Genomic DNA, 24528 nt, shown 5'->3' on the forward strand with positions numbered 1-24528 from the left:
TGTATGATCCTTTTCTTTTTCGGTGAGGATGCGTTTCGGTTGAAAGAGAAACGACTTGCTCTGAAAAATACGTTCTTTGAAAAAAACCCGGGTTCGACGGGTTTTTTCGAATTTGATTTTTCCGATGGGGCGGAGGTAGGGGCTCTTGCCGAGTGTCTTTCGCAAAGGGGACTTTTTGTGTCCAAGAAATTCGTGATCGCGAGCGGTATCTTCGAGGCGCCGATTGAGATGCGACGCGAGCTCGCGGAATTTCTCGATGTGAATAGTACTGAGCTCTCCGCTGATGAAAATCGGATACTTCTTTTGTGTCAAAATGGCCAACCAAAGAAAGTGGAGAAGCTCTGGAAGACGCTCTCGAAGAAAGAGATAAAGACGCAGGAATTTGAAGCGCTTGGCGAGCCCATGTTGTTGCGTTGGTTGGATGAATCGGTGAAACGCGCCGGAGCAAGCGGTATGGAGCTTTCGGCGAAAAAAGCGCTCATTGATATTTGCCGGGAAGCGCCGAAACGTTCGGGAGGGAAACCGAATACGAATATGTTCCAGCTTGATACGGAAGTGAAGAAGCTCGCCGCATATCGGACGAAAGACATGGTGCGAGAGGTTGATGTTCACGCACTCTCTCCAAAAGCGGCGAATGAAGAAACGGTTTTTCAGGCGCTTGATTTACTCTTCTCAGGGAAGAGAAGGGATGCGGCGTTGCTCTTTTCCAGGTTGGCAGAGGGAGGCGAATCGCTCGGGCTTCTCGGTATGTGCGCGTGGCAATTGCGCAATATTGTTCGCACGAAAGGTGCTCTTACGGACGGGCAGATTCGAAATGCTTCGGATACGGCAAAGCTTCTCGGTATGCACCCGTTTGCTGCGGGGAAATGTTTCCACATCGCCTCGCAATTCTCATTGAGCGCGCTTGAGAAATCATTTTCGCTCCTTGCGCGTCTGGATCGTGAGGCAAAGTCTGGCGATCGCGACCCGGAGGGAGCCTTGCTTGCTTTCGTGATGGGAATGCGATAAACGTGCATTTGCGTGCTAGTGTGGTGATGCGATAGAAGAATCTTTATCGGTCTCGTTTTAATCAGGAGAAACTTGTTAGGCAATTAGTGCATTTCGTAACCATTCGGATATACCATATCCTTATGGTAAAACGACAAGCAAACATTTTTAGTTGTGCAACCAATTTTGAGAGAGGGAGAAAGAGTGTTCCCTGTGGTTCTTTCAAACTGTCGAGAACTTGGAGAGGCTATGTGAAATGCGGACAGTGTTTGAGGCAGAAAAGCCTGCAGCGCTTGAAATGGGAGATTGCGATCCTGAGAGGATTCTATTTGCAACAACCCGCGCACTGCCTGGCACATGACCTGGACGTGGAGTATCAGGGTATCACGCGCACCTATCAATGACTTCGAGAGATGCTCTATCATGTCGCTGAACTGGAAGGAGGTAGGCTGTCCGGGGAGATTGAAATGGACGAATCGTATTTCGGGGGCAGACGGAAGGGAAAACGAGGAAGATGCGCCAAGGTGAGAGTATCGTTTTCGGCCTCTTGGAGTGCGATGGACGAGTCTATACGAGGGTGGTGGAGCATGTGAGTGCCGAAGAGCTGATGGAAATCATCCGAAAGAGAACCAGAAAGGGATCAGTCTACTACACGGACACCTTCAATCGCTATAATTCCTTTACAATCACTCACCGGAACAAGAATCTTTTCAAACCGTTTATTCGCGTCTATTTTGGTTATGTTTCGCACTAATTACCTTCTTTTGGGATCTTTTTTGAAGTTTTTAAATTGGCTATCTCATGGTACTCTGCATCGGAGTTGACGTTCCATTGGTCGTAATTTCCCTCACCGAGAATATTCTTTACGGCAAGGAAAGCGGTCATCATGGAATGATCTGAGTTGTTGTATTTATGAAGACCTCCTCTTCCAATCGGCTGGAGCGAATAGTCTTTAAATGTTGATAAGAGGCATCCCTTTATTTTCTCAACTTTTTCTTTGTACCCAAGCGTGTAGACAGGATATACGTTTTTCATCCGGATTACTTTTGCGTCAAACACGGATTTGGAATAGTCTCCGCAAAGTTTCTGTAAGTATGACTTTGCTAAGTCAACCAAATCCTTATCGTTTGCTTTCCAAAGGGGGTCTCCCAGAGAACAGGTGAATTCGAATCCTACGCATGATGAATTCTTATTCGGAACCATGAAGGGACTCCAATTGTGGAAGAATTGGACTCGAATGGATTGCATGCTCTCTTCGTGGGTGTATATCCACGTGTCTTGTAGCGGAATTCTTCCATCTATCATTAGGGAAACAGTGATGAAATCGCGAAAGGAAAGCTCATTTGCAGCGCAAAGAATATTCTGCGGCGGCGCAGGAGAAAGAGAGGTCACAAGTTCTTTGAGGGGCATGGTCGAAAGTACGAAGTCCGCAAGGAACTCTTTTCTCCCGGAAGGTGTTTGCGTAGAAATAGAAAGAATTTTTCCGTCTCGATGATGTATTTGTGTGACAATGTGCTGTGTGAGTATATGTCCTCCGGAATTTTGAATTTTTTTTGCAACCGTTTCCCACATTTGTCCGGGACCATACTTTGGATATCTGAAGGTCTTGATAAGTGATTTTATGGAAGTATCTCCCGGTTTGAAGAGTTTCTTGAGCCGGTCTTTTAAGACGCTGAAAAAGGAAATCCCCCGTATTCTCTGGAAAGCGAAATCCTTGCTGAGTTTTGATGGGTGAATTCCCCAGAGTTTTCGGTTGTAATCGAGAAAGAATGGCTTTGCCAGGCGCGCTCCAAAGTTATTGATACACCAATCGGCGAGCGTGTACCCCGGTCTTATTGGAAACAGTTTCGTTCGGATATAGCTCAAGAATATGTGAAGAGATTCCCTTACCCCAAAAGTTTTAAGAATGTCAATGAGTTGGATGGGATAATGAAAGAAATTTCCCCGGTAAAACCATCGGGAAAGGCGGGGACGATCAAGGAATTCATCTCCAAGCATTTTTTTCCACCACGCTTCTATGTCTTGGTTTTTGCTAAAGAAGCGATGTCCGCCAATATCAAAACGGAACCCATTGTGCCGGACGGTTCTCGAGATGCCACCAATAACACGGTCCGATTCGAGGATAGTAACTTTGAATCCGCGCTGTGTGAGTTCGTATCCGGCAGTGAGTCCGGCCGGACCCGCACCTATAATAACTACCTCTCTCTTTGGAGTCTCAGTTGATTTTTTCATCCGTGTTTTTATGGGGAGTTTCGGTAGGTGTATACGGCAATATCTCCACTTCGGAATATTTCGGTAAGATATTTTTCTCTGAAATCGAGGTAGTTTTCTATGCTTTCCCGGAAGAGGGCGGAAGTCTTTGGAGAAGTATCCTTTGCGTACCTGGCAGAATCAAGCCATTGTCTTAGGTCGCCTTCTTTGAAGATAAAATATGAAACTTCGAGAGACTTTAACTTTTCTGCGAGTAGAGCGCCTTGGTTTTTATTTTGAAGAAAGTGGAACAAGTGCAAACAATAATCATATGTCACGATTGACTCTGGATTTTTTACATAGTAGTTGAGTGACGGGCCAATGGAATCCCATATAATGCCATTGGAGTTGTTTTTATTGAGGAAATCGGCTGTACTGTACAGGTTGTATTTCCCGGAATCTTCCCTTACAAAGAGAGTTCCATTTCTGAAAACATTATCAAAACGAACGACGGCAACCGCAAGAGAAAGAGCTATGATGGAAAAAAACAGTGGAATTTTTATGACGTCAAACTGCTTTCTTGAGAGAATATCTCCGAAATAGAGGAGGGTAAGCAATAGCATTGACATGGCGTACCATGAATTGAGATTGCTTGATATTGCCCAGGAGATTCCCTGAAGAATGATAATGGTGCCGAGAATTTTTCTGAACGGTTTTGTTGAAATGTCATCTTTCTTTGTTGAACAGAAAAAGAGTATAGGGAGAAAGAGAAGGAATAGAGGACCGATGTTTGTGATATCATTCTGATTTTTCTTGTCGTAATCAAATGTGAAACGAAATGGGGATTCAAGGAGAAATAACCAGCCTTTGTTTTCTTGATTTTCCGTGAAGATATAAGAATCGGAAGTTTGCTCCTGCAGGTGTTTCGAATAACTCCTTCCGATTTGCTTGAAGAAGGTGTCGTTGCGGGAGAGCAGGTTGCCGAGCGCAGGTTCGACAGGGTTGCCGGAGAAGATGATGTTTTTCACTGCCCATGGCGAAAAACAGATGGCGATAACAGTAAGGAGGAGCGTGATGTGGACGAGTCTTCTCTTCAAGCTGAATTTTCTTGGGAAGAGCAGAAGAACAGCGAGAAAACTTGGAAGAATTATGGAGAAGAAATTGTATTTTGTGCCACTTGCTATTCCGGCAAGAATAGCGAAGAGGAGAAAGGTTTTTCGTTCCGGTGTTTGGAAGAACTTCAGGAGATAGAGTGTGGCGAGAAGCGTGTAGCACCAAAAGGCGAGGTCAATCTTGTGATCGACAGTGATCATGAGGTACGGAATCGCAGAGAGCATATATAAGAGGACAATAACGGGAGAACTCGCCTTTGGAAAAACAAACCGTTTGATAAGAATGAGAATTCCGGGGAGAAGAAAGTAGAAAACGGTGTTGAGTCCTGCGGCGGGAGTGAAGCCCCTCAGGAGGTGTGCGAGCGTGAAGAGCATCTCGGTATTTTGTGGGAATCCGCTTGCGAACCAATACTTGAAATTGACAATTTTGTGTGCTTCCGCGTAGGCGTGCGGGAAGGCTTGATACGTATGCATTTCGTCCCAGCCGGCAGCGAATTGGGAGAGGAGTCCGGTTGTTGCGAAAACGAAGAGAAAGAAGGATGCAATGATTGCGAAGTTGTCTAGGGTAAAAAATGGCTTGATATTCCACGAAATCGATGTTCTCCTAATATCGGAGAAGAGCGTCAACCATTCTTTTCGGAAAGCAAGGAGTGTGCCCAAAACAAGCGCGTAGGCGAATGTCCCATAGAGAAATCCAAACATGCCGGCAATGTAAACAATGAGCATGAGTATGCCGAAACCAAGGAGTGTCGAGAGAATGAAGTGTTCGAGAAGTTCGGTTGTTTCAACATGAACTCGGCGGATGAGATGGCTTCCGATCGAAAAGCCGGCAAGCGTGATGAGAGTGACGAGGAAAATAGAGATGGTACTGTTTATCGAGATACCAATGTCGGGTTTGAGAAGGTAAATGAGAAGTATCCAACTCGCCGTACAGCCGTAGAAAACGATGATGAGGCTTTTGATGGGAACAAAGACCGTACTTGGCAGACGACGGATCCAGTGTATTGGCGGGAATTCTTTTCTGAGGAAGAGATAGGGGAGCGAGGCGAAGAAAAGAAGCGGTGCGAAAAATGCTGCAAGGAAAAGAAACAAAAGAAAAGCATCGAGATAGGATTGTCCGTAGGTTCGATAGAAATAGAAATACGCCGCCATGACACAGAGTGTCCAGAGCGCAAAGAAAAACAGCGGGATTTTTCGGAGAAAATATCTCATGAAGTGGAGTAGAAATTGCCTCAATGATAGCGCGAAAGTATATTTTTGTTGAGTTGTCTGTCTTGCAGCAAGATGGTAGGATTTTACCGGTTGAGACCCCTTCAGCCTAAATTATGGAGTTGCTATGATGAGAGAATCTGCAGGAAAGTTCTTTTCCATGTTGAACAGTCGCATGATATATCGCGTGCAGGCGGCGCATGTGATTCGGTCGGTAGCACTTTCGTTTGTAAGTGTGTACGTGCCGGCATTTCTTCTGACGAACGGGTATTCACTTCGCGAGACGATTTTGTTCTTTGTTGTTTATCACGGAGTCGGGCTCATGGCTGTTTTCACTGTTGTGGTGCCGATGCTCCGAAGGTGGGGCATGGTGACGACGATTCGGTGGTACTACCCGTTACAGATGTTGTTTCTCGGGCTGTTGCTCTTTGGAAGTGGCGCGCATCTCTCCGTATGGACAGCGGCTATAGTGGGTGGTATTGCTAATATGGTTTACTATGTGCCGCTCAATGTGTTGTTCATGCGGCATACGGATCGCGAGACCATCGCCAAAGATTTCTCAGTATTTTTTGCGCTCCCAACAATATTTGGTCTCGTGGGACCGCTTCTTGGGGCAGCTCTGGTTGTTTCCTTGGGATTCTGGGCAACGTTCATTGTTGCGTTTCTCGGTCTTCTTCTGTCGTCTCTTCCATTGCGGGCGCTTGAAAATGACGAACGAATCGATCTTCGTTTTTCTGAGACGTTGCCAATGCTTCGGCGTCGAAAATTCCTCTTTTTTCTCGAGGGATTCGACAATATCGTGGAAGAATCGGAGTGGCTCTGGGGAATTATTGTGTACCTCCTTATTGGATCGCTTGCGACACCTGGTGTTGTGGGATCTCTCGAATCTCTCGGAGGCGCTCTGTTCACTATATTTGTCGGGCGGTATGTGAACAAGCAGAAAAGTACCATGGCTACTCTATTTGTAAGCATTATTTTCTTGGTGCTCGTGTGGTGTGCTCGGTTCTTTATCGGGACGCCGCTCCCGGCATATCTGATCACGGTCTCCTCATCGTTCATTATGACGCTCTTTTTGGTTTCATACTTTGCAATGATCTACCGGAAAGTGAAGGGAGATCAGGACACGGAGTTCATTATCTTGCGAGAGATTCCGACAGTGCTGGGAAGAATGGTTGTATTTGGTGTAGCAATACTTGTTGCCTCTGATATCGAGCGGTTCTTTTATCTTCCTATGGCTGCTATGGGAATCCTGCTTATCGCGATGGCTGCTATGCGCAAACAACTCGCAAGTGCGTGATGAATGAATCCTATTCACCGTAGTGTAAGAACAAAACTCCCTCAGCCAAATGACCGGGGGAGTTTTAATAACCAAACACTGATGTCCAGATGTTGCTTTTGTTACTTTTCCAAAGCTGCTTTTTTCACGAGCGCGTTGAGGCGAGACTTTTTGCGCGCGGCGGTGTTTTTCTTGATGATATTCTTTTCACTTGCTTTGTCGAGGCTCTTGATAGCGAGTTTGAGCTCCTTTTGTGCGGTTTCGATGTCTTTCGCTTTGACCGCTTCGCGCGTCTTCTTGATGGCGCTCTTGAAAACACCCTTGGCGACTTTATTTCGCTCGGTCTTCTTGGCGGTGACGCGCATGTATTTCTTGGCGGAATCCTTAATCGGCATATGCTTTCAAAAACAAATTAGCATCCCCCATAGGGTGTGAATCGTTTTCCTTTTTTACCATGCGATTTGTTTTTTGGCAAGGGGAAGGCTTTTGTGATAGTGTAAAGACACTTTTGGATGCATTATGATTGCTTTACTGGAAGGAAATGTTGTTGCTCTGCGTCATGATTCTGCGGTGGTGCAGACGGGGGGTGTGGGTTATAAGGGTTTGTTGGAATGTATGAATTCTGCTAGTATTAACTTGTTGAGGATATGTGCACGTGAAGAAGAACAATTTAAGTGAGATGCAGAAACAAGGAAAGAAGTAGCTGCTAGGCTGAATAGGGATGTAAACTAAACCGTAATCTAAATCGTATGCGTCAAGATGCTCTGTATGGAATTTGGAATGCACGAAGAGGAAAATCTGTTGCGTGGTGTTTTCGAATGGGAGTCTTGGTGCTTTCGTGTATTCTGGGGAATGTGATGAATGTTTATTCGGCGAAAGCCGATTTTTCTTTTGATGAAACCGTTATTGATAGCGATTTTGCAGGAGATGTAAAAGGAATTGGCGATGTAAACGGTGATGGATTTCCGGATGTGGTTATTGGCGGACTGCAAATGAATTGGTATGAGTACCCGTCATGGACAAAACACACCATTGCTTCAGCTGCTATTGAATTTACGACGGATATGCAACTGGCTGATATCGATGGTGATGGGGATCTTGACATTGTAACTGGCGATGGAAATGGAACGAATAATGTCATTTGGCTTGAAAACCCTCTTCCGTCCGGCGATCCAACTGCCACATGGACCGTTCATGTGGTTGGTGCACATGGCGATTGGATTCATGATGTTCAAGTAGCAGACATGGATCGTGATGGAAAACTTGATATTGTGACGAGAAAGACGTCCACTCGTATTTTTTTTCAAGACACTCCAACTTTGTGGACCGAGCGGGACATTTCTTCGACAGTGGCTGATAGCGGTGAGGGTATGGGTTCGGGAGATGTTGATAATGATGGTGATATCGACCTTGTTGTAAATGGCGCGTGGGTGGAGACACCAACAGCAGCTCGGACGGGAACATTTGTAAAGCATACGATAGCATTCGGCTATGGCACGGAAGTGACAGGAGCGGTTGCGGATGTGAATGCCGATACGCGCCCGGATATTCTCATGATCAACCAGCATTCGCGCGGGAAGTTTGCTTGGTATGCGGGACCAATTGATCCGATTTCGGGAACATGGACAGAGCATGTGATTGATTCCAATATGGGGAGTCATAAGCTCGAAGTGGGGGATATGGATGGTGATGGTGCTCTTGATGTGGTAACTGGCCTCGAACTTCAAGAGCTTTCCATATATGAAAGCGATGGTGGATCGGTACCGACATTTACGAAGACAATTCTTTCAACATCCGGTACACATAATCAATGTATCGGCGATATCGGGAATGACGGCGATCTGGATATTTTCGGTGCAAATTATTTAGGACACCCGCCTGTTTCACTGTGGGAGAATCATGCTTCGGATCCGCTTCCTGTAAACCAATGGACCTATAAACAGATAACGGATGGACATAGTCAAACATTTGGACTGGGCTTTGGCGATATTGACGGTGATGGAAGGAGGGATATCATATCCGGACAATATTGGTATCGGAATCCAGGCGGAGATATGTTGGGTACGTGGACTCAGTCGATATCGCTGCCATCCGGAATGGAGGCGATATTGTTCGGGGATGTGGATGATGACTCGCTGTCTGATGTGATTGCTCAAAAAACGGAGGGATCTTCATTGGCACTCTATTGGCTGGAAGCAACGGATGCCTCGGCGTCATCGTGGAATAGCGTGTATATTGGTGATGCTCCCGCGGCGAGTCACGTCCTTGGCGCGCAAGGGTATCGTCTAGCTGATGTGCGAAGCGGTGGCAAACCGGAGATAGTGGTTTCGAGCGGTGATGGCATTTGGTATTTTGAAGTGCCGGCAAACCCCGCTGTCGATTCGTGGACGAAGGTGCATGTGAGTAGTAATCCTTCCGATGAAGGATTCGGGGTAGCAGATATGGATGATGATGGCGATCTTGATATCGCTGCGGGAACGGGTGATACGAAACTGGTAGAGTGGTATCGGAATCCGGGTGATGGCTCTGCGGACTGGCAGTCATTTACTATCGGGGATATGAATGAAGCAGTATATCCGGATCGATTTGCTGCTGTTGATCTGAACGGAGATAATCGCCGGGACATTATTGGAACAGAAGAGAATGGTCTCGCATCTGGAGCGGAGACATTTTGGTGGGAAGCGCCGGTCGATCCTACATCACCGAATTGGATACGGCATCTTATTGCAACACAAGGAAGTACGAACTCCATGGATGTGGATGACATTGACCAGGATGGCGATATGGATATTCTTCTTGGGGAACACAAGGGATCTTTAACGACGAGCATTTGGCAAAATGACGGATCGGGGAATTTTACTGAGCAAGTTGTGGGCGCCGGAAAGGAATCGCATCTTGGTACGCGCGCAATTGACCTTGATGATGATGGTGATGCGGATATCGTAAGCATTGCCTATGATGCGCCGCAGTACATTCACCTCTGGCGAAATGATGCGATAGTGGCAGGGGGGACCGCAGTATCCGACACCACTCCTCCCACGCTCTCCAATATCGCCTCTTCGAACATAACCGCAACCGGAGCAATCATAACCTGGACTACCAACGAACCTTCCGATTCTCAAGTCGAATACGGCACCACAATAAGCTATGGACAAAGCACGATACTCGATACTACTCTCGTGACCAATCATAGTGTCACTCTTTCCGGTCTTTCCGCAAATACAACGTACCACTATCGCGTGAAGTCAAAAGACGCTTCCGGAAACATGACAATGTCGGGAGATGAGGTGGTGGTGACGACTAATCAATCTCCGTCGCAGGCCGGACTTGTTGCGGCGTACAACTTTGATGAAGGGATTGGAACAACAGCGCAGGATGCGAGTGGCAATAGCATTACCGGCACATTGACCAATGGTGTTTCTTGGACGACAAGTGGGAAAAACGGAAACGCACTTCAGTTTGACGGTGTTGATGATTTTGTAAATCTTGGGCATCCGAGCGCTTTGTCATTATCAAACTTTACCTTTTCGGCCTGGGTGTATCCGGTGAGTCTTTCCGGCGATCGAGATATTATTACCAAGGTCAGTAGTTCGTCTTCGGAGTATCATTTCCAGGAGACTGGTGGTCAATTGCAAGTCGGATTTTCCAATGGATCCGGATCATGGTATTACCTCAATGCCTCTGCTCAATCTATGCCGCTTAATGCATGGAGTCACGTTGCTGCTCTGTTTGACGATACCGGGAATACGTTCTCTCTCTATGTCAATGGAAATGTAGTGGGAACGCAATCAGTATCGGCATCGATCCTTGCTGGAACGGATGATGTTCATATCGGTATGGGGTGGAGTGGGCAGTCATGGAACGGAAAAATTGACGATGTGCGTATTTACAATCGGGCGCTTTCGGGGAGTGAAATATCAAGCGATATGAATACGCCGGTTGGCGGAACGGTTGAAGATACGACACCGCCAATCCGTTCGAATGGAGCGCCAACCGGAACGCTTTCGGAGACAACTACCGATGCGACCCTGAGTCTTTCAACAGATGAATCGGCGACCTGTAAGTACAGCACGGTTTCCGGAACATCATACGCCGCAATGATTGATACTTTCCAAACAACGGGGACAATCAACCATTCAACGGCCATTTCCGGACTGTCGAGCGGATCATATGTCTATTTTGTTCGATGTGAAGATGCGATCGGAAATCAGAATACGGATGACTTTGCGATTGCATTTGATATCGCTGCTCCCGATACGGCCGATCCGACAGTAACGATAACAGCTCCGACGAATGGGGCGACTGTTACGGGAACGGTTTCTCTCTCAGTAAATGCCTCGGATGATCGCGGAGTGGATCATGTCAACTTTCTCGTCGATGAATCACTGAATGCAACCGATGTATCGAGTCCGTATTCGATATCGATTGATACAACATTGCTTGCCGATGGGCAGCATACGTTTTTGGCGCGAGCATTCGATGCTGCTCTCAATATGGCGGAAGACAATATAACGGTGACAGTGGAAAACACTGATACGACAGTACCTAGTGTTCCTCAGAATCTTTCAGCGACAGCGGTCTCGACAATGAGTATCGACCTTGCTTGGTCGGCATCGTCCGACAATATTGGTGTTGCCGGTTATAGAATTTTCCGCAATGGCAGCGAGATCGGAACAACGACGTCGTTGAGTGCGAGTGATACGGGTCTTGTTCCGGCAACACGGTACTCGTATGCAATCTCATCCTACGATGCGCAGGGAAACGAGTCGGCGCTTTCGAGTACCGTCTCGGTTACGACGCTCACTCCCGACACCACTCCTCCCACGCTCTCCAATATCGCCTCTTCGAACATAACCGCAACCGGAGCAATCATAACCTGGACTACCAACGAACCTTCCGATTCTCAAGTCGAATACGGCACCACAATAAGCTATGGACAAAGCACGATACTCGATACTACTCTCGTGACCAATCATAGTGTCACTCTTTCCGGTCTTTCCGCAAATACAACGTACCACTATCGTGTGAAGTCAAAAGACGCTTCCGGAAACATGACAATGTCGGGAGATGAGGTGGTGGTGACATCACTTGCTAATGATGTTCTGGCATACTGGAATTTTGATGAAACATCCGGTACAACAGCAGCGGATTCCTCAGGTCAGGGGAACGCGGCAACGCTGGTGAATGGTCCAACATGGGTGGCTGGGAAGTTTGGAAACAGTGTCAAATTGGATGGAAGCAATGACTATTTGAGCGCCGGCAATATCTCAGCGCTCAATAACGCTCAAGCAATTACTATTGTCGGGTGGTTCAAAGACAGTAATAAGAATGGAAATAGGGTTATCTTTGGGAAATCTGTTGATGCAACACACGACTTCAATGTGAATACGTATAGCGGAATCCTGTATTGGGAATTGGGGAATGGAAGTGATGTTGCGGCGGAATGGACCGGATACGCTTCTTCGGTAACGCAAAACCAATGGTATCATGCAGCCTTTGTTTTTGATGGGACAGCTTCCGGAAATGCCAATCGGATGAAGGTGTATATAAATGGTGCAGGTCAATCGTTAAATTTCTATGGAACCGTCCCGAGTTCAACGGCAAACCTATCGAGTAGCATGCTTCGACTCGGTTCTGACACAGTTGTTCCCGGATACTGGAAGGGAGGTATGGATGAACTGCGCATATATAGTCGAGCACTGTCGGAGGGTGAGATTCAGACGCTTATGACGCAGAACTAATGTTCTGATGCATTAGTTCTCACTCAACGGTATAGAGCCTTCCCGGGAAGAAGTATACACACCGGAAAGCCGGGTATGTGCGAGTAAGTTTCAGGAAAAAGAGCCGTCGGTATGCCGACGGCTCTTTCTGGTGTCTCCATGTGGGAATAGCTATTTCTCCATCACCGCCTTCTTCACGAGCGCGTTGAGGCGAGACTTTTTGCGCGCGGCGGTGTTTTTCTTGATGATATTCTTTTCACTTGCTTTGTCGAGGCTCTTGATAGCGAGTTTGAGCTCCTTTTGTGCGGTTTCGATGTCTTTCGCTTTGACCGCTTCGCGCGTCTTCTTGATGGCGCTCTTGAAAACACCCTTGGCGACTTTATTTCGCTCGGTCTTCTTGGCGGTGACGCGCATGTATTTCTTGGCGGAATCCTTAATCGGCATATGCTTTCAAAAACAAATTAGCATCCCCATAGGGTGTGAATCGTTTTCCTTTTTTACCATGCGATTTGTTTTTTGGCAAGGGGAAGGCTTTTGTGATAGTGTAAAGACACTTTTGGATGCATTATGATTGCTTTACTGGAAGGAAATGTTGTTGCTCTGCGTCATGATTCTGCGGTGGTGCAGACGGGGGGTGTGGGTTATAAGGTGTATCTTACGCCGTACGCATTGGGCAAGATTGCCGGAGTGGCGTCAGTTCGTCTGCATATATATACCAATGTCCGCGAAGACGCTATTACGCTCTACGGCTTTTTGGATGAAGGGGAGCTCGCGATGTTTGAGCTTCTCATATCGGTGAATGGTGTCGGTCCCAAGATGGCGCTTGGGATTTTGTCGGTTGCCGAACCGGCGTCGATTCGGGCGGCGGTTGTCGGGAAAGATATCTCCATATTGACAAGGATTTCCGGCATTGGAAAACGCACGGCAGAGCGCATCTTGCTCGACCTTGAGAATAAAGTGGGAACACTCACGGCAGAGGGGCTCAAAGGCGCGACGGAGGAGAGCGAAGTGATCGAGGCGCTTAATTCGATGGGCTATTCGCCGGGAGAGGTTCGAGAGGCGATGAAACTGATTGCTCCGGGAGCGACTCGTGTTGAAGAAAAAATCAGCGAACTCCTCAAGGTGCTTGGGAAAAAACGGTAGCATTGTATTCATACACATCTTTTTCTTTGCTTAGGCAAAGGAGTCGGTGGAAGTGAATGGAAATATATGGACATATCGGAGCAAACACGGTGGCTCAACGCGAAGTGTCCCGATGGCGGACTTCTTCAGTCGGAGGAGTGGCGACGGCTCAATGATCGAGAGGGCTTTGTTACAAGACACTTTGAAAGCGATGAGTTGTGGGCGAATGGTATCGAGTACGCGCTTCCGATAGCGGGGAAGTATTGGTATCTGCCGCGCGGACCCGTCCTTGAATTGCCGATATCTGATTCTCAGCAAAGATGCTGGCGGGATATTCTCCAAGAGGCGCAGAAAAATGCCTTGGGCTGGATACGAATGGAGCTGAAAAATGAGGAGGAACTCAGCCGTGTCGGCGAATGGTCAAAAGAATTTTCCATGAGGAAGGCGCCTCACGATATGCAACCGAGAGAGATTTTGGTTGCGGATATTTCGGGCAGTGAAGAGGATCTTTTCGCCAATATGAAATCAAAGACGCGGTACAATATCCGGATTGCCGAGAGGCATGGGGTCGAAGTTTTTTCCGGTCGGGACGAAGGTATGCTCTGTGAATTTCTCCGCATAAATCAAGAGATGGCTCGACGGAATCGGATTTCGACGCATGCTGACCAGCATTACCGGATGCTTCTGGATTCTTTCCCGAGTGATCAAATCGAGTTACTTATAGCAAAGCATGGAGGGCGTTATCTTGCGGCGATGTTGGTAGTATTTTTCGGAGATACGGCGACCTATTTGCATGGCGCTTCGAGTGACGATGAACGCGGTCTTATGGCGCCGTATCTTTTGCAGTGGCGCGCGATAGAAATGGCACGGCGTCGCGGGTGCGTGCGCTATGACTTTGGCGGTGTCGACACGGCGGGTTTTGCGCCGAGTCTTTCGGGTGTTACGCGATTCAAGCAAGGATTTGCAAGAAATGTCAACGCTATCCGGTATCCTGGAAGCTATGATATAGTGCTTATACCAAGCAGATATAGCCTGTATAAGGCGATGAGTATGTCAAAATATATTGTCAATAAAGCAAAACGTGTCTTGACAAAACAATAATTTATTGCGATAATTGCACGTCCGAATGGAGGCGGACAGCTTTAACCTTATGTCTATGATCGAAAAAGATATTCAATCTCTCGGTCTCAACGAAAAAGAAGCGAAGGTCTATCTCGCATCGCTCGAGCTTGGGCAAGCGACGGTGCAGAAGATTTCGGCGAAAGCGGGTATTAAGCGTCCGACCACCTATTTCATCATCGAGAACCTGATGGAGCGCGGTCTCATGTCGAGCTACTATCAGGGGAAGAAGCAGCTCTTCATGGCGGAAATGCCGGAGCGTATTCTCGATCTTATCGCCAAGGAGCGGAAGGAATTGGAGCTTCGCGAAGAGCAGTTTAAGCGTCTGCTTCCCGAACTGCAGTCAATCAACAATCGCAACAAAGACAAGCCAGTTGTGAAATACTACGAAGGGAAAGATGGGATTCTCACAATGACATCAGAGCATATCAAGTTGAGTAAGAATCAGACATTTTACAATGTTTTCTCGCGAGATATTATTGAGCAAGTGGTGTCGCAAGATGAGTTAAAAACTCTGCGAAAAGAAAGAGTCGTTAATAAACTTCAGGCAAAAGCTATATATACTCGAGAGGCTGGTGATTTAGAAGGTGTAGAGAATGCCAATCTGGTTCGTTTGCCGCTAAAGGATTTTCCTGTTACGTGCGATATCGCTTTTTATGAAGACAAGGTTCGCATTGCTTCGTTCAAAGATAGGCTTATGGGTGTTGTGATTGAGGACAAAGAGATAGCTCAGTCGTTTAGAGCAGTGTTTGAACTTGCCTGGAAATGGGTGAACAGAGAACGGACAGAGCAATAGTATGCAGAGAATGAAATAGAAGAAACCAAAAAAGTGCACATAAAAAGCATAAAAAAATGGGCCCCGAAATATTCTCCGGAGCCCTTGGGGGGGGGTATTTTAGTACGGCATGACCTTTTCTCCTTCATGGGAGAGTCTCCTTATACTCTGTGCACAGAGCTTTCGGAGGTGAAAGAACCATCCGCGAATCCTCCCGATCCTTTGCTGGAAAGACGCGCGAACACCGACACTACATCTCGAAGTTAGCATATTTTGAGATTTTGTCAAGTACGGAAGCCATTTGGCGTATTTCTTTGGATTATTTCAAATGTAGATTTCTAATCGTTGTTCTCCTGTGTGTTATACTTTAAATCATGATGAGGACCTTTTTGAAGAGGCTTTTTCCGCAATCGTTGAAGAATATCTATCATCTTTCAGGTGCTGCGATGGCGGGTGTTTTCTTCGGGTTTCCGGGGCGGAAATTGCGAGTGATTGGGGTAACAGGGACGGACGGAAAGACAACCACAGTCCAGTGTATCGGCGCCATTATTCGCGAGTCAGGAAAGAAGGCAGCGATTGCGTCGACAATCAACTTCCGTATCGGAGAGCGGGAATGGGTGAATACATCGAAATTCACGACACTTTCCGGCTGGAAGGTGCAGAAGTTTTTGCGCGAGGCGGTTTCTGCCGGATGTGAGTATGCTGTGCTCGAGGTGTCGTCACATGCTCTTGATCAGGGGAGGGTATTTGGCGTGCCGTTCGAGGTGGCGGTTATTACCAATGTGACGCGCGAGCACCTCGATTATCACGGGACCATGGAGGAATATCGCCGGGCAAAGCGCCGGCTTTTTGATCGAGCGAAGGTCGGCGTGGTGAATCTCGATATGGAAGACTCCGAGGAATTTCTGGCAACGCCTCCGCCCAAACACGTGACATACAGCAGAGTAGACGCTTCGGCGGATGTCTTGGCAGAAGATATCTCCGCAACGCTCGAAGGGTCGGCATTCCGTATCAGCGAGACAGAATTCTGTCTGGCGCTTCCGGGACTATTTAACATCGAGAATGCGCTTGCGGCAGTTGCTGCAATGGTGTCGTGCGATATTTCCTATGAAATTGCCGCACGCGCCTTGTCTCATGTCCGAGGTGTTCCGGGGCGCATGGAACATGTGGCAAATGATCGGGGTATTACGGTTTTAATTGACTATGCGGTGACACCGAATGCATTGGAGAATCTCTATGCTCTTGTTTCAAGCATAAGAACGTCACGAGAAAAGAAAGTTATCGCTGTTTTTGGCGCCTGTGGCGATCGTGATCGAGGAAAACGGCCTCTTATGGGAGAAATCGTTTCATCGAACGCCGATATCATCATATTGACCAATGAGGATCCGTATACGGAAGATCCCGGCAGAATTGTTCGTGAGATACAGTCGGGAATTGTGAACAAGATCCTTGGGAAAAATCTTTTTGTGATCATGGATCGGCGGGAGGCGATTGCAAAAGCTCTTGATCTGGCTGTTCCGGGCGATATGGTGCTGGTGACAGGAAAGGGCGCCGAGGAATTCATGGCAGTCGGCAGTCGTCGGATTCCTTGGAATGACAAACGGGTTATTGAAAGTATCTTGCAAGGGATGAATGACAATGAAGTGTAGTGCGCATCATGTTTTCTGAGCGGACGATATCGCTGTTATACATATAAAAACAAGAGTGTCATGGAACTCTTGTTTTTATTCCCGCTTTCTGAATTTGCAGCGGTTTTTATCGATTTGCTGCGAACAGTTTGTGTGTTGTGTGTCTCTATTTGTATCGCAGAGCGTCCAGGGGATCAATGCGGCTTGCTTGTCGGGCTGGGAAGAGTCCGGTGAAGAGTCCGACGACAGACCCGAATGCGACTACGACAAGAATAAACCAGGCAGGTGTCGAAAAGAGGCTGACGCTTGTGCCACCAAAGCGCGTTGCAATGAAGTTGAGAAGAGAATTGCACACTTTGCCACCGAACCATCCCAAGAGGACTCCAACCAAGCTTCCGAGGAAACCCATGAGGGTTGCTTCTACGATAAACATAAGGGAGATGCTTGATTTCGAAGCGCCGATTGATCGCATAATGCCGATTTCCTCGGTGCGCTCCAGAAGGGCGATAGTCATGGTATTGAACATTCCGATTGCGGAAACGAAGAGGGCGACCAGTCCGAATGCCATGAGAATTATCTGTATCGCACTGAATACCTTGTTTGCCTGACTGATTGTGTCGGAGATGGATGAAACGGAGAAACCGAGCGCGAGGATTTTATCTCGTATGGGCGTGGTTTGATCGGCAGTTTCCGCCTTTACTTTGAGTGCCTGGAAGCGCCCGGTGTTGGCAGCGGGAAAATCATCAAGGGAAAAATACGCTATATTTTCTTCGGTTTCAACGACGCCGACGATCTGAAAAGTTTTCGGGCCGGCTGTGGCAGTTTTTCCAGCCTCTCCTTCGACGGGGAGAAAAAGTGTAAGCGCGAAATCTTTCCCTATCATCTCTTCCGGAGATTTTCCGAATGTTTTTGCAATGCCGGAGGTGATTACTATCGTATTCGGATCAGTGGAGAGAAGTGTGCCGGAAAGCGTCTTGATGTTTTCCAATCGGAGAAATGTGGCCGAAGAGCCAAGGGTGTCGAGATCGAGTGTGATATCGCCGAATTTTCCCTGTCCGCGAACACGAACGGCGGGAATGGTTGCTGTGACGCCGGGAAGATCTCGTATGGTATCTATGGATTCTTGGTTAATGATAGCGCCTTTCGTTTGGTCCTCGGAAATATCGAGTGTTGCGAGCGCATCGGATGTGGTGATGCGTTGGAGAAGGGTTTCTTGCAATCCGTACCCGAGCGATACGAGGAAGAGGATAGCAGCGATGCCGATTGACATGCCGAGAATTGTGAGGAGTGTTCGCATGGTACGCGCGCGAAACATGCGAAGGGACAGTTTGAGTATGTCAGAGAAATGCATATGGAGAGAGTGAGAACGGAATTTTGTTAAGAATATTTCAACAGCATAATGATCTCGACCTCGCGGACGATACGATCGGCAGTGTTGCTATAGAGGCCAACTCCCCCGAGAGATTTCGGCGCATCGAGGCGTTTCTCGAGTTCGGCGCGATTAATGCGATTGTCAATGCGGAGTCTGAGTGCGGCACGAAAACGATCAAGGGCGACGCCCGAAAGCTTTATACTGAACTGGTCGCTCAGATAGTCGGAAAGTGCCGTGTGTGCCCGATCGACGTGGTCGGCAATGATTCTTGATTGTGTGACGAGCGATTCGATTCGGTTGGAAAAATTTCGAGCCTGTTTCTTGTTCCATCCGCCACCGCCTTTCTCCGGATCGAGGTCGAGCTTGCTAGAGAATTGTTCGCGGTTGATATTGTTGAAGAGATACTCTTTGAGGAAGCTTTCTGCAGATGAGAGCTGCTCTTCGGTCAGATTAGAAAGCACATGCGCGAGGAGCTGCTTGGCTTTGAAGGGAATAAGAAGGACATTCATTTGCTGGGATGAGAGGCTTCGGAATGACCCCATGAGCATTTTGAGTTCTGGCGGGAGGTTATCTTCGACGGGCTCAGGTTCCGGTTTCTTCGCTTCGAGCTTTCGCTTGTCTTTCTGTACAACCTCTTTCTCAATTCGTCCGTCCTTCATGTAGATAACGCGGTCGGCATAAGGGAGGTGTTCGGCATTATGCGTTACCATGATGACCGTTTTCTTGTCGACCTCGTTGAGTTCTTTGAGAATTTCGAGCACGTTCTGCGCGGATTCGCTATCGAGATTGCCGACGGGTTCGTCTGCGAGAATTATCTCCGGATTGTTGACGAGGGATCTTGCAATAGCGACTCGCTGCTTCTGTCCGCCGGAGAGCTGGTTGGGGAACTTATCCATTTGCTCAGCAATGCCAAACCGTCGCAAGAGTTTGATGCCGTCTTTGCGGCGGTTCTTGACGTTTTCACCTCGGAATGTCTTTGGAAGGCAAACATTTTCGACAATGTTGAGAGAAGGAATGAGATAGAATGCCTGGAAAACCATCCCAATCCACATTTGATGGAATTCGAGTTCTTCGCGCGGCGTCATCTTTGAAAGGGGCTTTTGTTTGACGATTACATCGCCGTAAGTCGGCTTTTGAAGTCCGGATATTGAGTAGAGGAGCGTTGATTTCCCGCATCCGGACGGTCCATAAATGATGACATATTCCTCCGGGTAAATTTCAAGATTCGTTTCCTCGAGTGCGCGAACCTCATTTGATTTTCCCTGATTGTAGATGACGCGGAGTCGATTGATGGCGATAATGGGCGTGGACATAGAAAGGGGCAAATGGCGACGTGAAAGCTCTTTGCGTATTATACCATTCTTTGATTTTTCACACGCGTGATATACTGGAAAAAAGTTATGCCCACAGTTTCTTTATGGGTGAATATTTGGGGTGATATTGTTTCGGCGTCATTGTGATTTCTGATGCTATGAAAACAAACAAAAAAGATATTAGCGTGCTCATTGTTGACGATGATCAGTCGACTCGTGAGGTATATCGGGATCTCTTGAAATTGGCCGGGTTTTCCATTATCGAATCTCAGGATGGAAAAGATGCACTCACAAAGTTCAAACAGCATCTTCCGCAAGTAGTATTTACCGGGATCGATCTTCCTGGGTCGGACGGCTTCTCGCTCATTACTCATATTCGCGAGAGCGATCTTCCGCAGCCTTTTTTTATTGTAAACAGCCACAATGATCGGCAGATTGATCGCGCCAAGGCCGTTGAATTCAATGTGGATGGTTTCTTTGTGCGAGGATTTTCCGCCCCAAAGAATGTGATCGATTTGATAACGGCACTCACAAAGAAGCGGAGTCGGCATCATTCTTGGGGAGCTGATCCTATTTTTTGGGATCGATCCCGCTTTGAGGATGTGACAGAAAAGTATGGTATGAAGCTCTTCTTACTGTCGGCTATTATGATATTTCTCGCCTTGCTCATTGCGCTGTTTGTGCGGGGTATGTAATTGGGCGGCTTAATGTAGATGATATTGGCGCAAAAAATCCGCGCGCGCTTCTCTCTTTCGAACACATGCGGTATACTGATGTACTCAGTATAAATGTGTCGTTTCATTGCGAACGGACTGTTATGCTGATCCGTATGGAATGGCTTGGACTTTGAGAACGCTCCATGTTGTCTAAAATAGGAATCAAACAAATAGTCGTAGCGCTTCTTGTTTTTGCAGGAGCATTGTTTGGCGCGTCTCCAATAATGCGAGCGCATGCCGATGAGACCATGGTTATTGAGGTGCTCGAACGTTCCGACTGTGCGCACTGTCAAGAGGAGGAGAAATTTCTCTCCGAACTGAGCGCGCGTCGGGATGATTTCTCGGTCAAGCTCTACGATATAGATAGGGAAGGAAAGGAATTATTTGACAGAATTACTGCTCTTGAACAACTTCCGAAAGCAACGCCCGTTACGATTGTTGGCGGGGTCATCATTCAGGGGTTCGATGCGTCGGATACGACTGGAAAGCGCATCGAATCGCTTCTCGATGCGAGCAAAGGAAAAGAACAAGTGACGTTTGATCAGTATTTGGCTATGGATAGCGAGCGTCGTGCATCGAAAGCGGAGCAAGTGGCTGGAGCTTCATGCGCAGATGGAACTGTGTGCGCATTTCCGAATGCCGAATCGTACCTGGTCTCCCTGCCGTTTATTCGGAGTGCGGTGGATGTTTCAAAATTTTCTCTCCCAATGCTTTCAGTGGTGCTTGGATTTGTTGACGGCTTCAATCCCTGTGCTATGTGGGTTCTGGTGACATTTCTCGTGCTTCTTGCTCAGACGGGGTCGAGGAAGAAATTGATTCAGGTTGCCGGACTCTTTATTGTGGCGGAGACAGTCATGTACTACCTTATCCTGAATGTTTGGTTTACGACATGGAATTTCATTGGGCTTGATCGTATTGTGACGCCGATTGTCGGTATCGTGGCAACGGGTGGCGGTCTGTTTTTTCTCTATGAGTGGTATAAATCGCTTGGAACAAAAATAGCGTGTCAGATTGTCGATGCTGAAAACCGGTCCAAGATTGTGCAAAAAATAAAAAAATTCATTACCGGGGACTTTACCGTCTTGGCGGCGCTTGGTATCATTGGACTTGCTTTTACTGTAAATGTAATCGAATTTGCTTGCTCCATTGGGATTCCGCAGGCGTTTACAAAGATTATCGAGCTCAACCACTTAGGGTTTTGGCAAACGCAGTTCCTGATGGCAATATTCATATTCTTCTACATGATTGATGATATTTTGGTGTTTGGATTGGCGATCTGGGGGTTTGAGAAAATGCACCTGACCGAAAAATATTCGCAGTGGTCGGCACTGATTGGCGGTGTTCTTATGCTTCTTCTCGGATATCTGCTCATGTTTCGTCCGGATGTTGTCAGTCGGCTTGGCTGACACGGAGGATGAACCGGATATTTTGGAATGAGGCGAGGGTTTTTGTAAGAGGAATGCTCGAACGAATTGATAACTATAATTTACTTTTTTCTCTCCTATGGAAGAAAAGGAACGACAAGAAATGCCGACGCGTCGCCGACGATCGGAAGGATCGCTCATAGCTTCGAGTATGTGGGGCGCGGGGATATTGATCTCTATTGCGATTGTTGCCGGGTCGGTTGCCATCACTTTCGCTATTTTGAAATCAAGCCTCTTTGTTTCATCGGACGCCTCGCAGAAAGCCGGTTCAGCAGCAGTGCCTGCTATTGGGAACCAGGCGGCTCCATCTGCTGCGAATGTTCCGGCTCCGACGGAGAAGACCGTGGTAATGGCATCGATGGGAAGCTCTCCGGTTTTAGGAAATCCGAAAACGGCAAAAGTGGCTATTGTCGAGTGGACCGACTTGGAATGCCCGTTCTGTAAACAGTTTCATGATCAAACATTCGATTCAATCGTGAAGAACTATGTGGATACCGGGCAAGCGCTTTTCGTGCTACGGAATTATCCGTTGAGTTTTCATGGCGAGGCAGCGATAAAGGAGGCGAATGCGGCACTGTGTGTTCGTGAGGCAGCTGGCGATAAAGCATACTTTTCTTTTGTGGGTGATGTGTATGCAACAACCGGGACCAACGGAAAGGGGATGCCAGATGAAACCCTGGCAAGTCTTGCGGCAAAAGCTGGTGGGAAATCACTTGCTTCATGTATAGGTGATCAGAAATTTAAGAGCGTTATTGATGCGGATCTTCAAGAAGGGACGGATACCGGCATATCCGGAACGCCGGGATTTGTCATTGGGAAGATAAGTAGTGGAGGTTCAGTTGAAGGTGAACTCATCTCCGGGGCCATGCCGTACTCGGAATTCAAGAAGGCGATTGATGCCGCGCTGGGATCGTAGGGCACTCATTATCGCATACTGAAAATACCCCCGCACTTTCTATGTGGCACAGTAATGTGATGTATGGAGGGAATCAAGAAATGGATGGCACCTGCACCTTAACGGTCGGAGCGTTCCTTGACGTTTTGAATGAGAGTTTCATTGGCATGCGACTCGCAATTAGAGGGGAGGTATCGAGTGTTGAGGATCGGCGCAATGTCATCTATTTCTCTCTCAAGGATGCTGACGGAGAAGGGATGCTCTCGTGTCTTATCTTTCGAAATGATTTTCTGCTCCACGGAGTTCATCTTGAAGAAGGGCAGGAGGTGATTGTGGAAGGGATGCCGAATATCTGGAAGCCGCGAGGCAAGTTTTCCTTTCGAGTGTCAGTAATCCGACTGGCCGGTGCGGGAGCGCTCAAAAAGGCATACGATCGGATTCGGCTCAAACTAGAGCGAGAAGGTTTGTTTTTGTCGGAAAGAAAGCGGCCGACCCCTGTGAGTCCGCGAAGGGTGGCGCTCATTACTTCGCGTGAGGGTGCTGCTTTGGGTGACTTCTCTGCTAATCTTGAACGATATGGGTTTTCCGTAGCATTGTTTGATGCACATGTCGAGGGGAGACGCGCTATTGGCGATATACTCGAGGGCATCGCATTCTTCAATCAGCACCCGAAGAATTGGGATATTTTGGTGATTATTCGTGGCGGGGGTAGCCTGGAAAGTCTCGAAGCATTCAATAGTGAACCAGTGGTGCGCGCCATTGCAGAGTCCCATATCCCGACAATTGCTGGAATCGGACATGAGAAGGATATATCGCTTGCGGCACTTGCCGCAGATATGATGGTGTCGACACCGACAGCAGTAGCGAAGATTCTCAGTGTGTCTGAAAGGGAAGTGAGAGAACGGTGTTCTTTTCTTGCCCGAAGTATACTTGATGATTTCCAGCGGAACGTATTCGACAGCATGGAACGAGTTCGGGATATTTCGGATACTGTTCGTCGAGCGAGTGAGAGAATAACGGACCCCATACGAAGAATCGACCGTGTCGGCGTTCGTATCTCGTCGATGTTTTCTTCATGGTGTGATCGGACAAGGGTAGAGCACTCGCATTTTTCGCATCTGATTTCTCGAATGGCGAATACATCGCGTATGTACAAACGATTGGACGAGTTGTCACTTCGGATTGAGGCCAATAATCCGAAGCGCCTCTTGGAACGCGGGTATGGGATATTGCGGAAAGATAACCGGGTGGTCCGAAGCGTTTCGGAAGTTGTTGTTGGGGACGCTTTCGAGGTGATGCTTGCTGACGGATGCGTCGGAGCGAGTGCGCAGGAGATACGATATAGCTAAAAAAGCTGTTTGTAGTTGTTGGAATCCTTGGTGCGGAACTTTTCTTAGAAACAATTTATAACCGGAATTAAACTTGGTTCGGATCGATATTTCCAATAAGAGCATATATGAAAAAGAGAACGGGATCTGTTTCTATAGATGAGACGCTTAAGAAACTGGAAGGAATTGCCGCGTGGTTTGAACAACAGAATGAGCCGAACCTCGAAGAGGGACTCAGGAAAATTGAAGAAGCGGTTGCTCTGCTTGATACAAGTCGAAAGCGTCTTGGTGAGATCGAGAACAGATTTGAAGAAGTAAGAAAGAAGATAGAATGACATTGTT

The 24528-nt window shown here is 47.5% G+C and carries 20 protein-coding genes; 14 read left to right on the plus strand and 6 right to left on the minus strand.

Annotated elements, in window-relative coordinates; genetic code table 11:
• Window positions 1–3: 3 nt before the first annotated feature.
• Together IPK84_03285 and IPK84_03290 are read left to right on the plus strand one after the other, a co-directional pair.
• Window positions 4–1008 carry a hypothetical protein gene (locus IPK84_03285; protein QQS15368.1) on the plus strand — a complete coding sequence of 335 codons (1005 nt, stop codon included), beginning with the start codon at window positions 4–6 and terminating at the stop codon, window positions 1006–1008.
• A gap of 493 nt (window positions 1009–1501) precedes the next feature.
• The gene (locus tag IPK84_03290) at window positions 1502–1741 is read left to right on the plus strand and encodes a transposase (protein QQS15369.1); all 240 of its coding nucleotides are present in this window, start codon (window positions 1502–1504) and stop codon (window positions 1739–1741) included.
• Here the strand turns inward: IPK84_03290 and IPK84_03295 are convergent.
• Together IPK84_03295 and IPK84_03300 are read right to left on the minus strand one after the other, a co-directional pair.
• On the minus strand, window positions 1738–3219 hold the full coding sequence (locus tag IPK84_03295; GenBank protein QQS15370.1) for an NAD(P)/FAD-dependent oxidoreductase: 1482 nt from the start codon (window positions 3217–3219) through the stop codon (window positions 1738–1740). The genes IPK84_03290 and IPK84_03295 overlap by 4 nt on opposite strands.
• A gap of 8 nt (window positions 3220–3227) precedes the next feature.
• Entirely contained in the window at window positions 3228–5501 is a 2274-nt protein-coding gene (locus tag IPK84_03300) for a glycosyltransferase family 39 protein (protein ID QQS15371.1), read from the minus strand.
• A gap of 124 nt (window positions 5502–5625) precedes the next feature.
• Between IPK84_03300 and IPK84_03305 the strand changes: the two genes are divergently transcribed.
• Window positions 5626–6795, plus strand: a complete 1170-nt coding sequence (locus IPK84_03305) for a hypothetical protein (protein ID QQS15372.1) — start codon at window positions 5626–5628, stop codon at window positions 6793–6795.
• A gap of 101 nt (window positions 6796–6896) precedes the next feature.
• Here the strand turns inward: IPK84_03305 and rpsT (IPK84_03310) are convergent, their stop codons facing one another.
• Window positions 6897–7169 (minus strand): 30S ribosomal protein S20, encoded by a 273-nt coding sequence (gene rpsT, locus IPK84_03310; GenBank protein ID QQS15373.1) that lies wholly within the window; start codon window positions 7167–7169, stop codon window positions 6897–6899.
• A 124-nt stretch (window positions 7170–7293) separates the two neighbouring features.
• Between rpsT (IPK84_03310) and IPK84_03315 the strand changes: the two genes are divergently transcribed.
• Window positions 7294–7452 carry a hypothetical protein gene (locus IPK84_03315; GenBank protein QQS15374.1) on the plus strand — a complete coding sequence of 53 codons (159 nt, stop codon included), beginning with the start codon at window positions 7294–7296 and terminating at the stop codon, window positions 7450–7452.
• 71 nt (window positions 7453–7523) lie between these two features.
• Window positions 7524–12515 carry a VCBS repeat-containing protein gene (locus tag IPK84_03320; protein ID QQS15375.1) on the plus strand — a complete coding sequence of 1664 codons (4992 nt, stop codon included), beginning with the start codon at window positions 7524–7526 and terminating at the stop codon, window positions 12513–12515.
• A 150-nt stretch (window positions 12516–12665) separates the two neighbouring features.
• On the opposite strand, the gene rpsT (IPK84_03325) is transcribed toward IPK84_03320, so the two are convergent.
• Window positions 12666–12938 carry a 30S ribosomal protein S20 gene (gene rpsT, locus IPK84_03325; protein ID QQS15376.1) on the minus strand — a complete coding sequence of 91 codons (273 nt, stop codon included), beginning with the start codon at window positions 12936–12938 and terminating at the stop codon, window positions 12666–12668.
• A gap of 123 nt (window positions 12939–13061) precedes the next feature.
• On the opposite strand from rpsT (IPK84_03325), the gene ruvA reads away from it, so the two are divergent.
• The 4 genes from ruvA to IPK84_03345 all read left to right on the plus strand — a co-directional run bounded on the left by ruvA (window position 13062) and on the right by IPK84_03345 (window position 17159).
• A complete protein-coding gene (gene ruvA, locus IPK84_03330) occupies window positions 13062–13637 on the plus strand; it encodes a Holliday junction branch migration protein RuvA (GenBank protein ID QQS15377.1) in 576 nt (191 codons plus the stop codon).
• Between the two features lie 66 nt (window positions 13638–13703).
• Window positions 13704–14717, plus strand: a complete 1014-nt coding sequence (locus IPK84_03335) for a peptidoglycan bridge formation glycyltransferase FemA/FemB family protein (GenBank protein ID QQS15378.1) — start codon at window positions 13704–13706, stop codon at window positions 14715–14717.
• A gap of 49 nt (window positions 14718–14766) precedes the next feature.
• Window positions 14767–15531, plus strand: coding sequence for a hypothetical protein (locus IPK84_03340; protein ID QQS15379.1), 765 nt, complete (start codon window positions 14767–14769; stop codon window positions 15529–15531).
• Between the two features lie 353 nt (window positions 15532–15884).
• Window positions 15885–17159 carry a UDP-N-acetylmuramoyl-L-alanyl-D-glutamate--2,6-diaminopimelate ligase gene (locus IPK84_03345; GenBank protein ID QQS15380.1) on the plus strand — a complete coding sequence of 425 codons (1275 nt, stop codon included), beginning with the start codon at window positions 15885–15887 and terminating at the stop codon, window positions 17157–17159.
• 145 nt (window positions 17160–17304) lie between these two features.
• On the opposite strand, the gene IPK84_03350 is transcribed toward IPK84_03345, so the two are convergent.
• Window positions 17305–18489 (minus strand): ABC transporter permease, encoded by a 1185-nt coding sequence (locus tag IPK84_03350; protein QQS15381.1) that lies wholly within the window; start codon window positions 18487–18489, stop codon window positions 17305–17307.
• Between the two features lie 26 nt (window positions 18490–18515).
• Entirely contained in the window at window positions 18516–19823 is a 1308-nt protein-coding gene (locus IPK84_03355; protein ID QQS15382.1) for an ABC transporter ATP-binding protein, read from the minus strand.
• A 158-nt stretch (window positions 19824–19981) separates the two neighbouring features.
• On the opposite strand from IPK84_03355, the gene IPK84_03360 reads away from it, so the two are divergent.
• The 5 genes from IPK84_03360 to IPK84_03380 all read left to right on the plus strand — a co-directional run bounded on the left by IPK84_03360 (window position 19982) and on the right by IPK84_03380 (window position 24521).
• Window positions 19982–20518, plus strand: coding sequence for a response regulator (locus IPK84_03360; protein QQS15383.1), 537 nt, complete (start codon window positions 19982–19984; stop codon window positions 20516–20518).
• Between the two features lie 164 nt (window positions 20519–20682).
• Window positions 20683–21945 carry a glutaredoxin gene (locus IPK84_03365; protein QQS15384.1) on the plus strand — a complete coding sequence of 421 codons (1263 nt, stop codon included), beginning with the start codon at window positions 20683–20685 and terminating at the stop codon, window positions 21943–21945.
• 97 nt (window positions 21946–22042) lie between these two features.
• Window positions 22043–22879: a DsbA family protein gene (locus tag IPK84_03370; GenBank protein ID QQS15385.1), complete on the plus strand. Its 837-nt coding sequence runs from the start codon at window positions 22043–22045 to the stop codon at window positions 22877–22879.
• A 41-nt stretch (window positions 22880–22920) separates the two neighbouring features.
• Window positions 22921–24207, plus strand: coding sequence for an exodeoxyribonuclease VII large subunit (xseA, locus tag IPK84_03375; GenBank protein ID QQS15386.1), 1287 nt, complete (start codon window positions 22921–22923; stop codon window positions 24205–24207).
• A gap of 107 nt (window positions 24208–24314) precedes the next feature.
• Window positions 24315–24521: an exodeoxyribonuclease VII small subunit gene (locus tag IPK84_03380; protein QQS15387.1), complete on the plus strand. Its 207-nt coding sequence runs from the start codon at window positions 24315–24317 to the stop codon at window positions 24519–24521.
• Window positions 24522–24528 lie beyond the last annotated feature (7 nt).

This window comes from Candidatus Moraniibacteriota bacterium (genome assembly GCA_016699875.1).
Lineage (GTDB): Bacteria > Patescibacteriota > Minisyncoccia > Moranbacterales > UBA1568.

Excerpts from the sequence above, each read along its gene's own strand:
- IPK84_03285 (QQS15368.1), top strand. The coding sequence starts at position 4 with ATGATCCTTTTCTTTTTCGGTGAGGATGCGTTTCGGTTGAAAGAGAAA.
- IPK84_03290 (QQS15369.1), top strand. The coding sequence starts at position 1,502 with ATGCGCCAAGGTGAGAGTATCGTTTTCGGCCTCTTGGAGTGCGATGGA.
- IPK84_03295 (QQS15370.1), bottom strand. The coding sequence starts at position 3,219 with ATGAAAAAATCAACTGAGACTCCAAAGAGAGAGGTAGTTATTATAGGT.
- IPK84_03300 (QQS15371.1), bottom strand. The coding sequence starts at position 5,501 with ATGAGATATTTTCTCCGAAAAATCCCGCTGTTTTTCTTTGCGCTCTGG.
- IPK84_03305 (QQS15372.1), top strand. The coding sequence starts at position 5,626 with ATGATGAGAGAATCTGCAGGAAAGTTCTTTTCCATGTTGAACAGTCGC.
- rpsT (QQS15373.1), bottom strand. The coding sequence starts at position 7,169 with ATGCCGATTAAGGATTCCGCCAAGAAATACATGCGCGTCACCGCCAAG.
- IPK84_03315 (QQS15374.1), top strand. The coding sequence starts at position 7,294 with ATGATTGCTTTACTGGAAGGAAATGTTGTTGCTCTGCGTCATGATTCT.
- IPK84_03320 (QQS15375.1), top strand. The coding sequence starts at position 7,524 with ATGCGTCAAGATGCTCTGTATGGAATTTGGAATGCACGAAGAGGAAAA.
- rpsT (QQS15376.1), bottom strand. The coding sequence starts at position 12,938 with ATGCCGATTAAGGATTCCGCCAAGAAATACATGCGCGTCACCGCCAAG.
- ruvA (QQS15377.1), top strand. The coding sequence starts at position 13,062 with ATGATTGCTTTACTGGAAGGAAATGTTGTTGCTCTGCGTCATGATTCT.
- IPK84_03335 (QQS15378.1), top strand. The coding sequence starts at position 13,704 with ATGGACATATCGGAGCAAACACGGTGGCTCAACGCGAAGTGTCCCGAT.
- IPK84_03340 (QQS15379.1), top strand. The coding sequence starts at position 14,767 with ATGTCTATGATCGAAAAAGATATTCAATCTCTCGGTCTCAACGAAAAA.
- IPK84_03345 (QQS15380.1), top strand. The coding sequence starts at position 15,885 with ATGATGAGGACCTTTTTGAAGAGGCTTTTTCCGCAATCGTTGAAGAAT.
- IPK84_03350 (QQS15381.1), bottom strand. The coding sequence starts at position 18,489 with ATGCATTTCTCTGACATACTCAAACTGTCCCTTCGCATGTTTCGCGCG.
- IPK84_03355 (QQS15382.1), bottom strand. The coding sequence starts at position 19,823 with ATGTCCACGCCCATTATCGCCATCAATCGACTCCGCGTCATCTACAAT.
- IPK84_03360 (QQS15383.1), top strand. The coding sequence starts at position 19,982 with ATGAAAACAAACAAAAAAGATATTAGCGTGCTCATTGTTGACGATGAT.
- IPK84_03365 (QQS15384.1), top strand. The coding sequence starts at position 20,683 with ATGTTGTCTAAAATAGGAATCAAACAAATAGTCGTAGCGCTTCTTGTT.
- IPK84_03370 (QQS15385.1), top strand. The coding sequence starts at position 22,043 with ATGGAAGAAAAGGAACGACAAGAAATGCCGACGCGTCGCCGACGATCG.
- xseA (QQS15386.1), top strand. The coding sequence starts at position 22,921 with ATGTGGCACAGTAATGTGATGTATGGAGGGAATCAAGAAATGGATGGC.
- IPK84_03380 (QQS15387.1), top strand. The coding sequence starts at position 24,315 with ATGAAAAAGAGAACGGGATCTGTTTCTATAGATGAGACGCTTAAGAAA.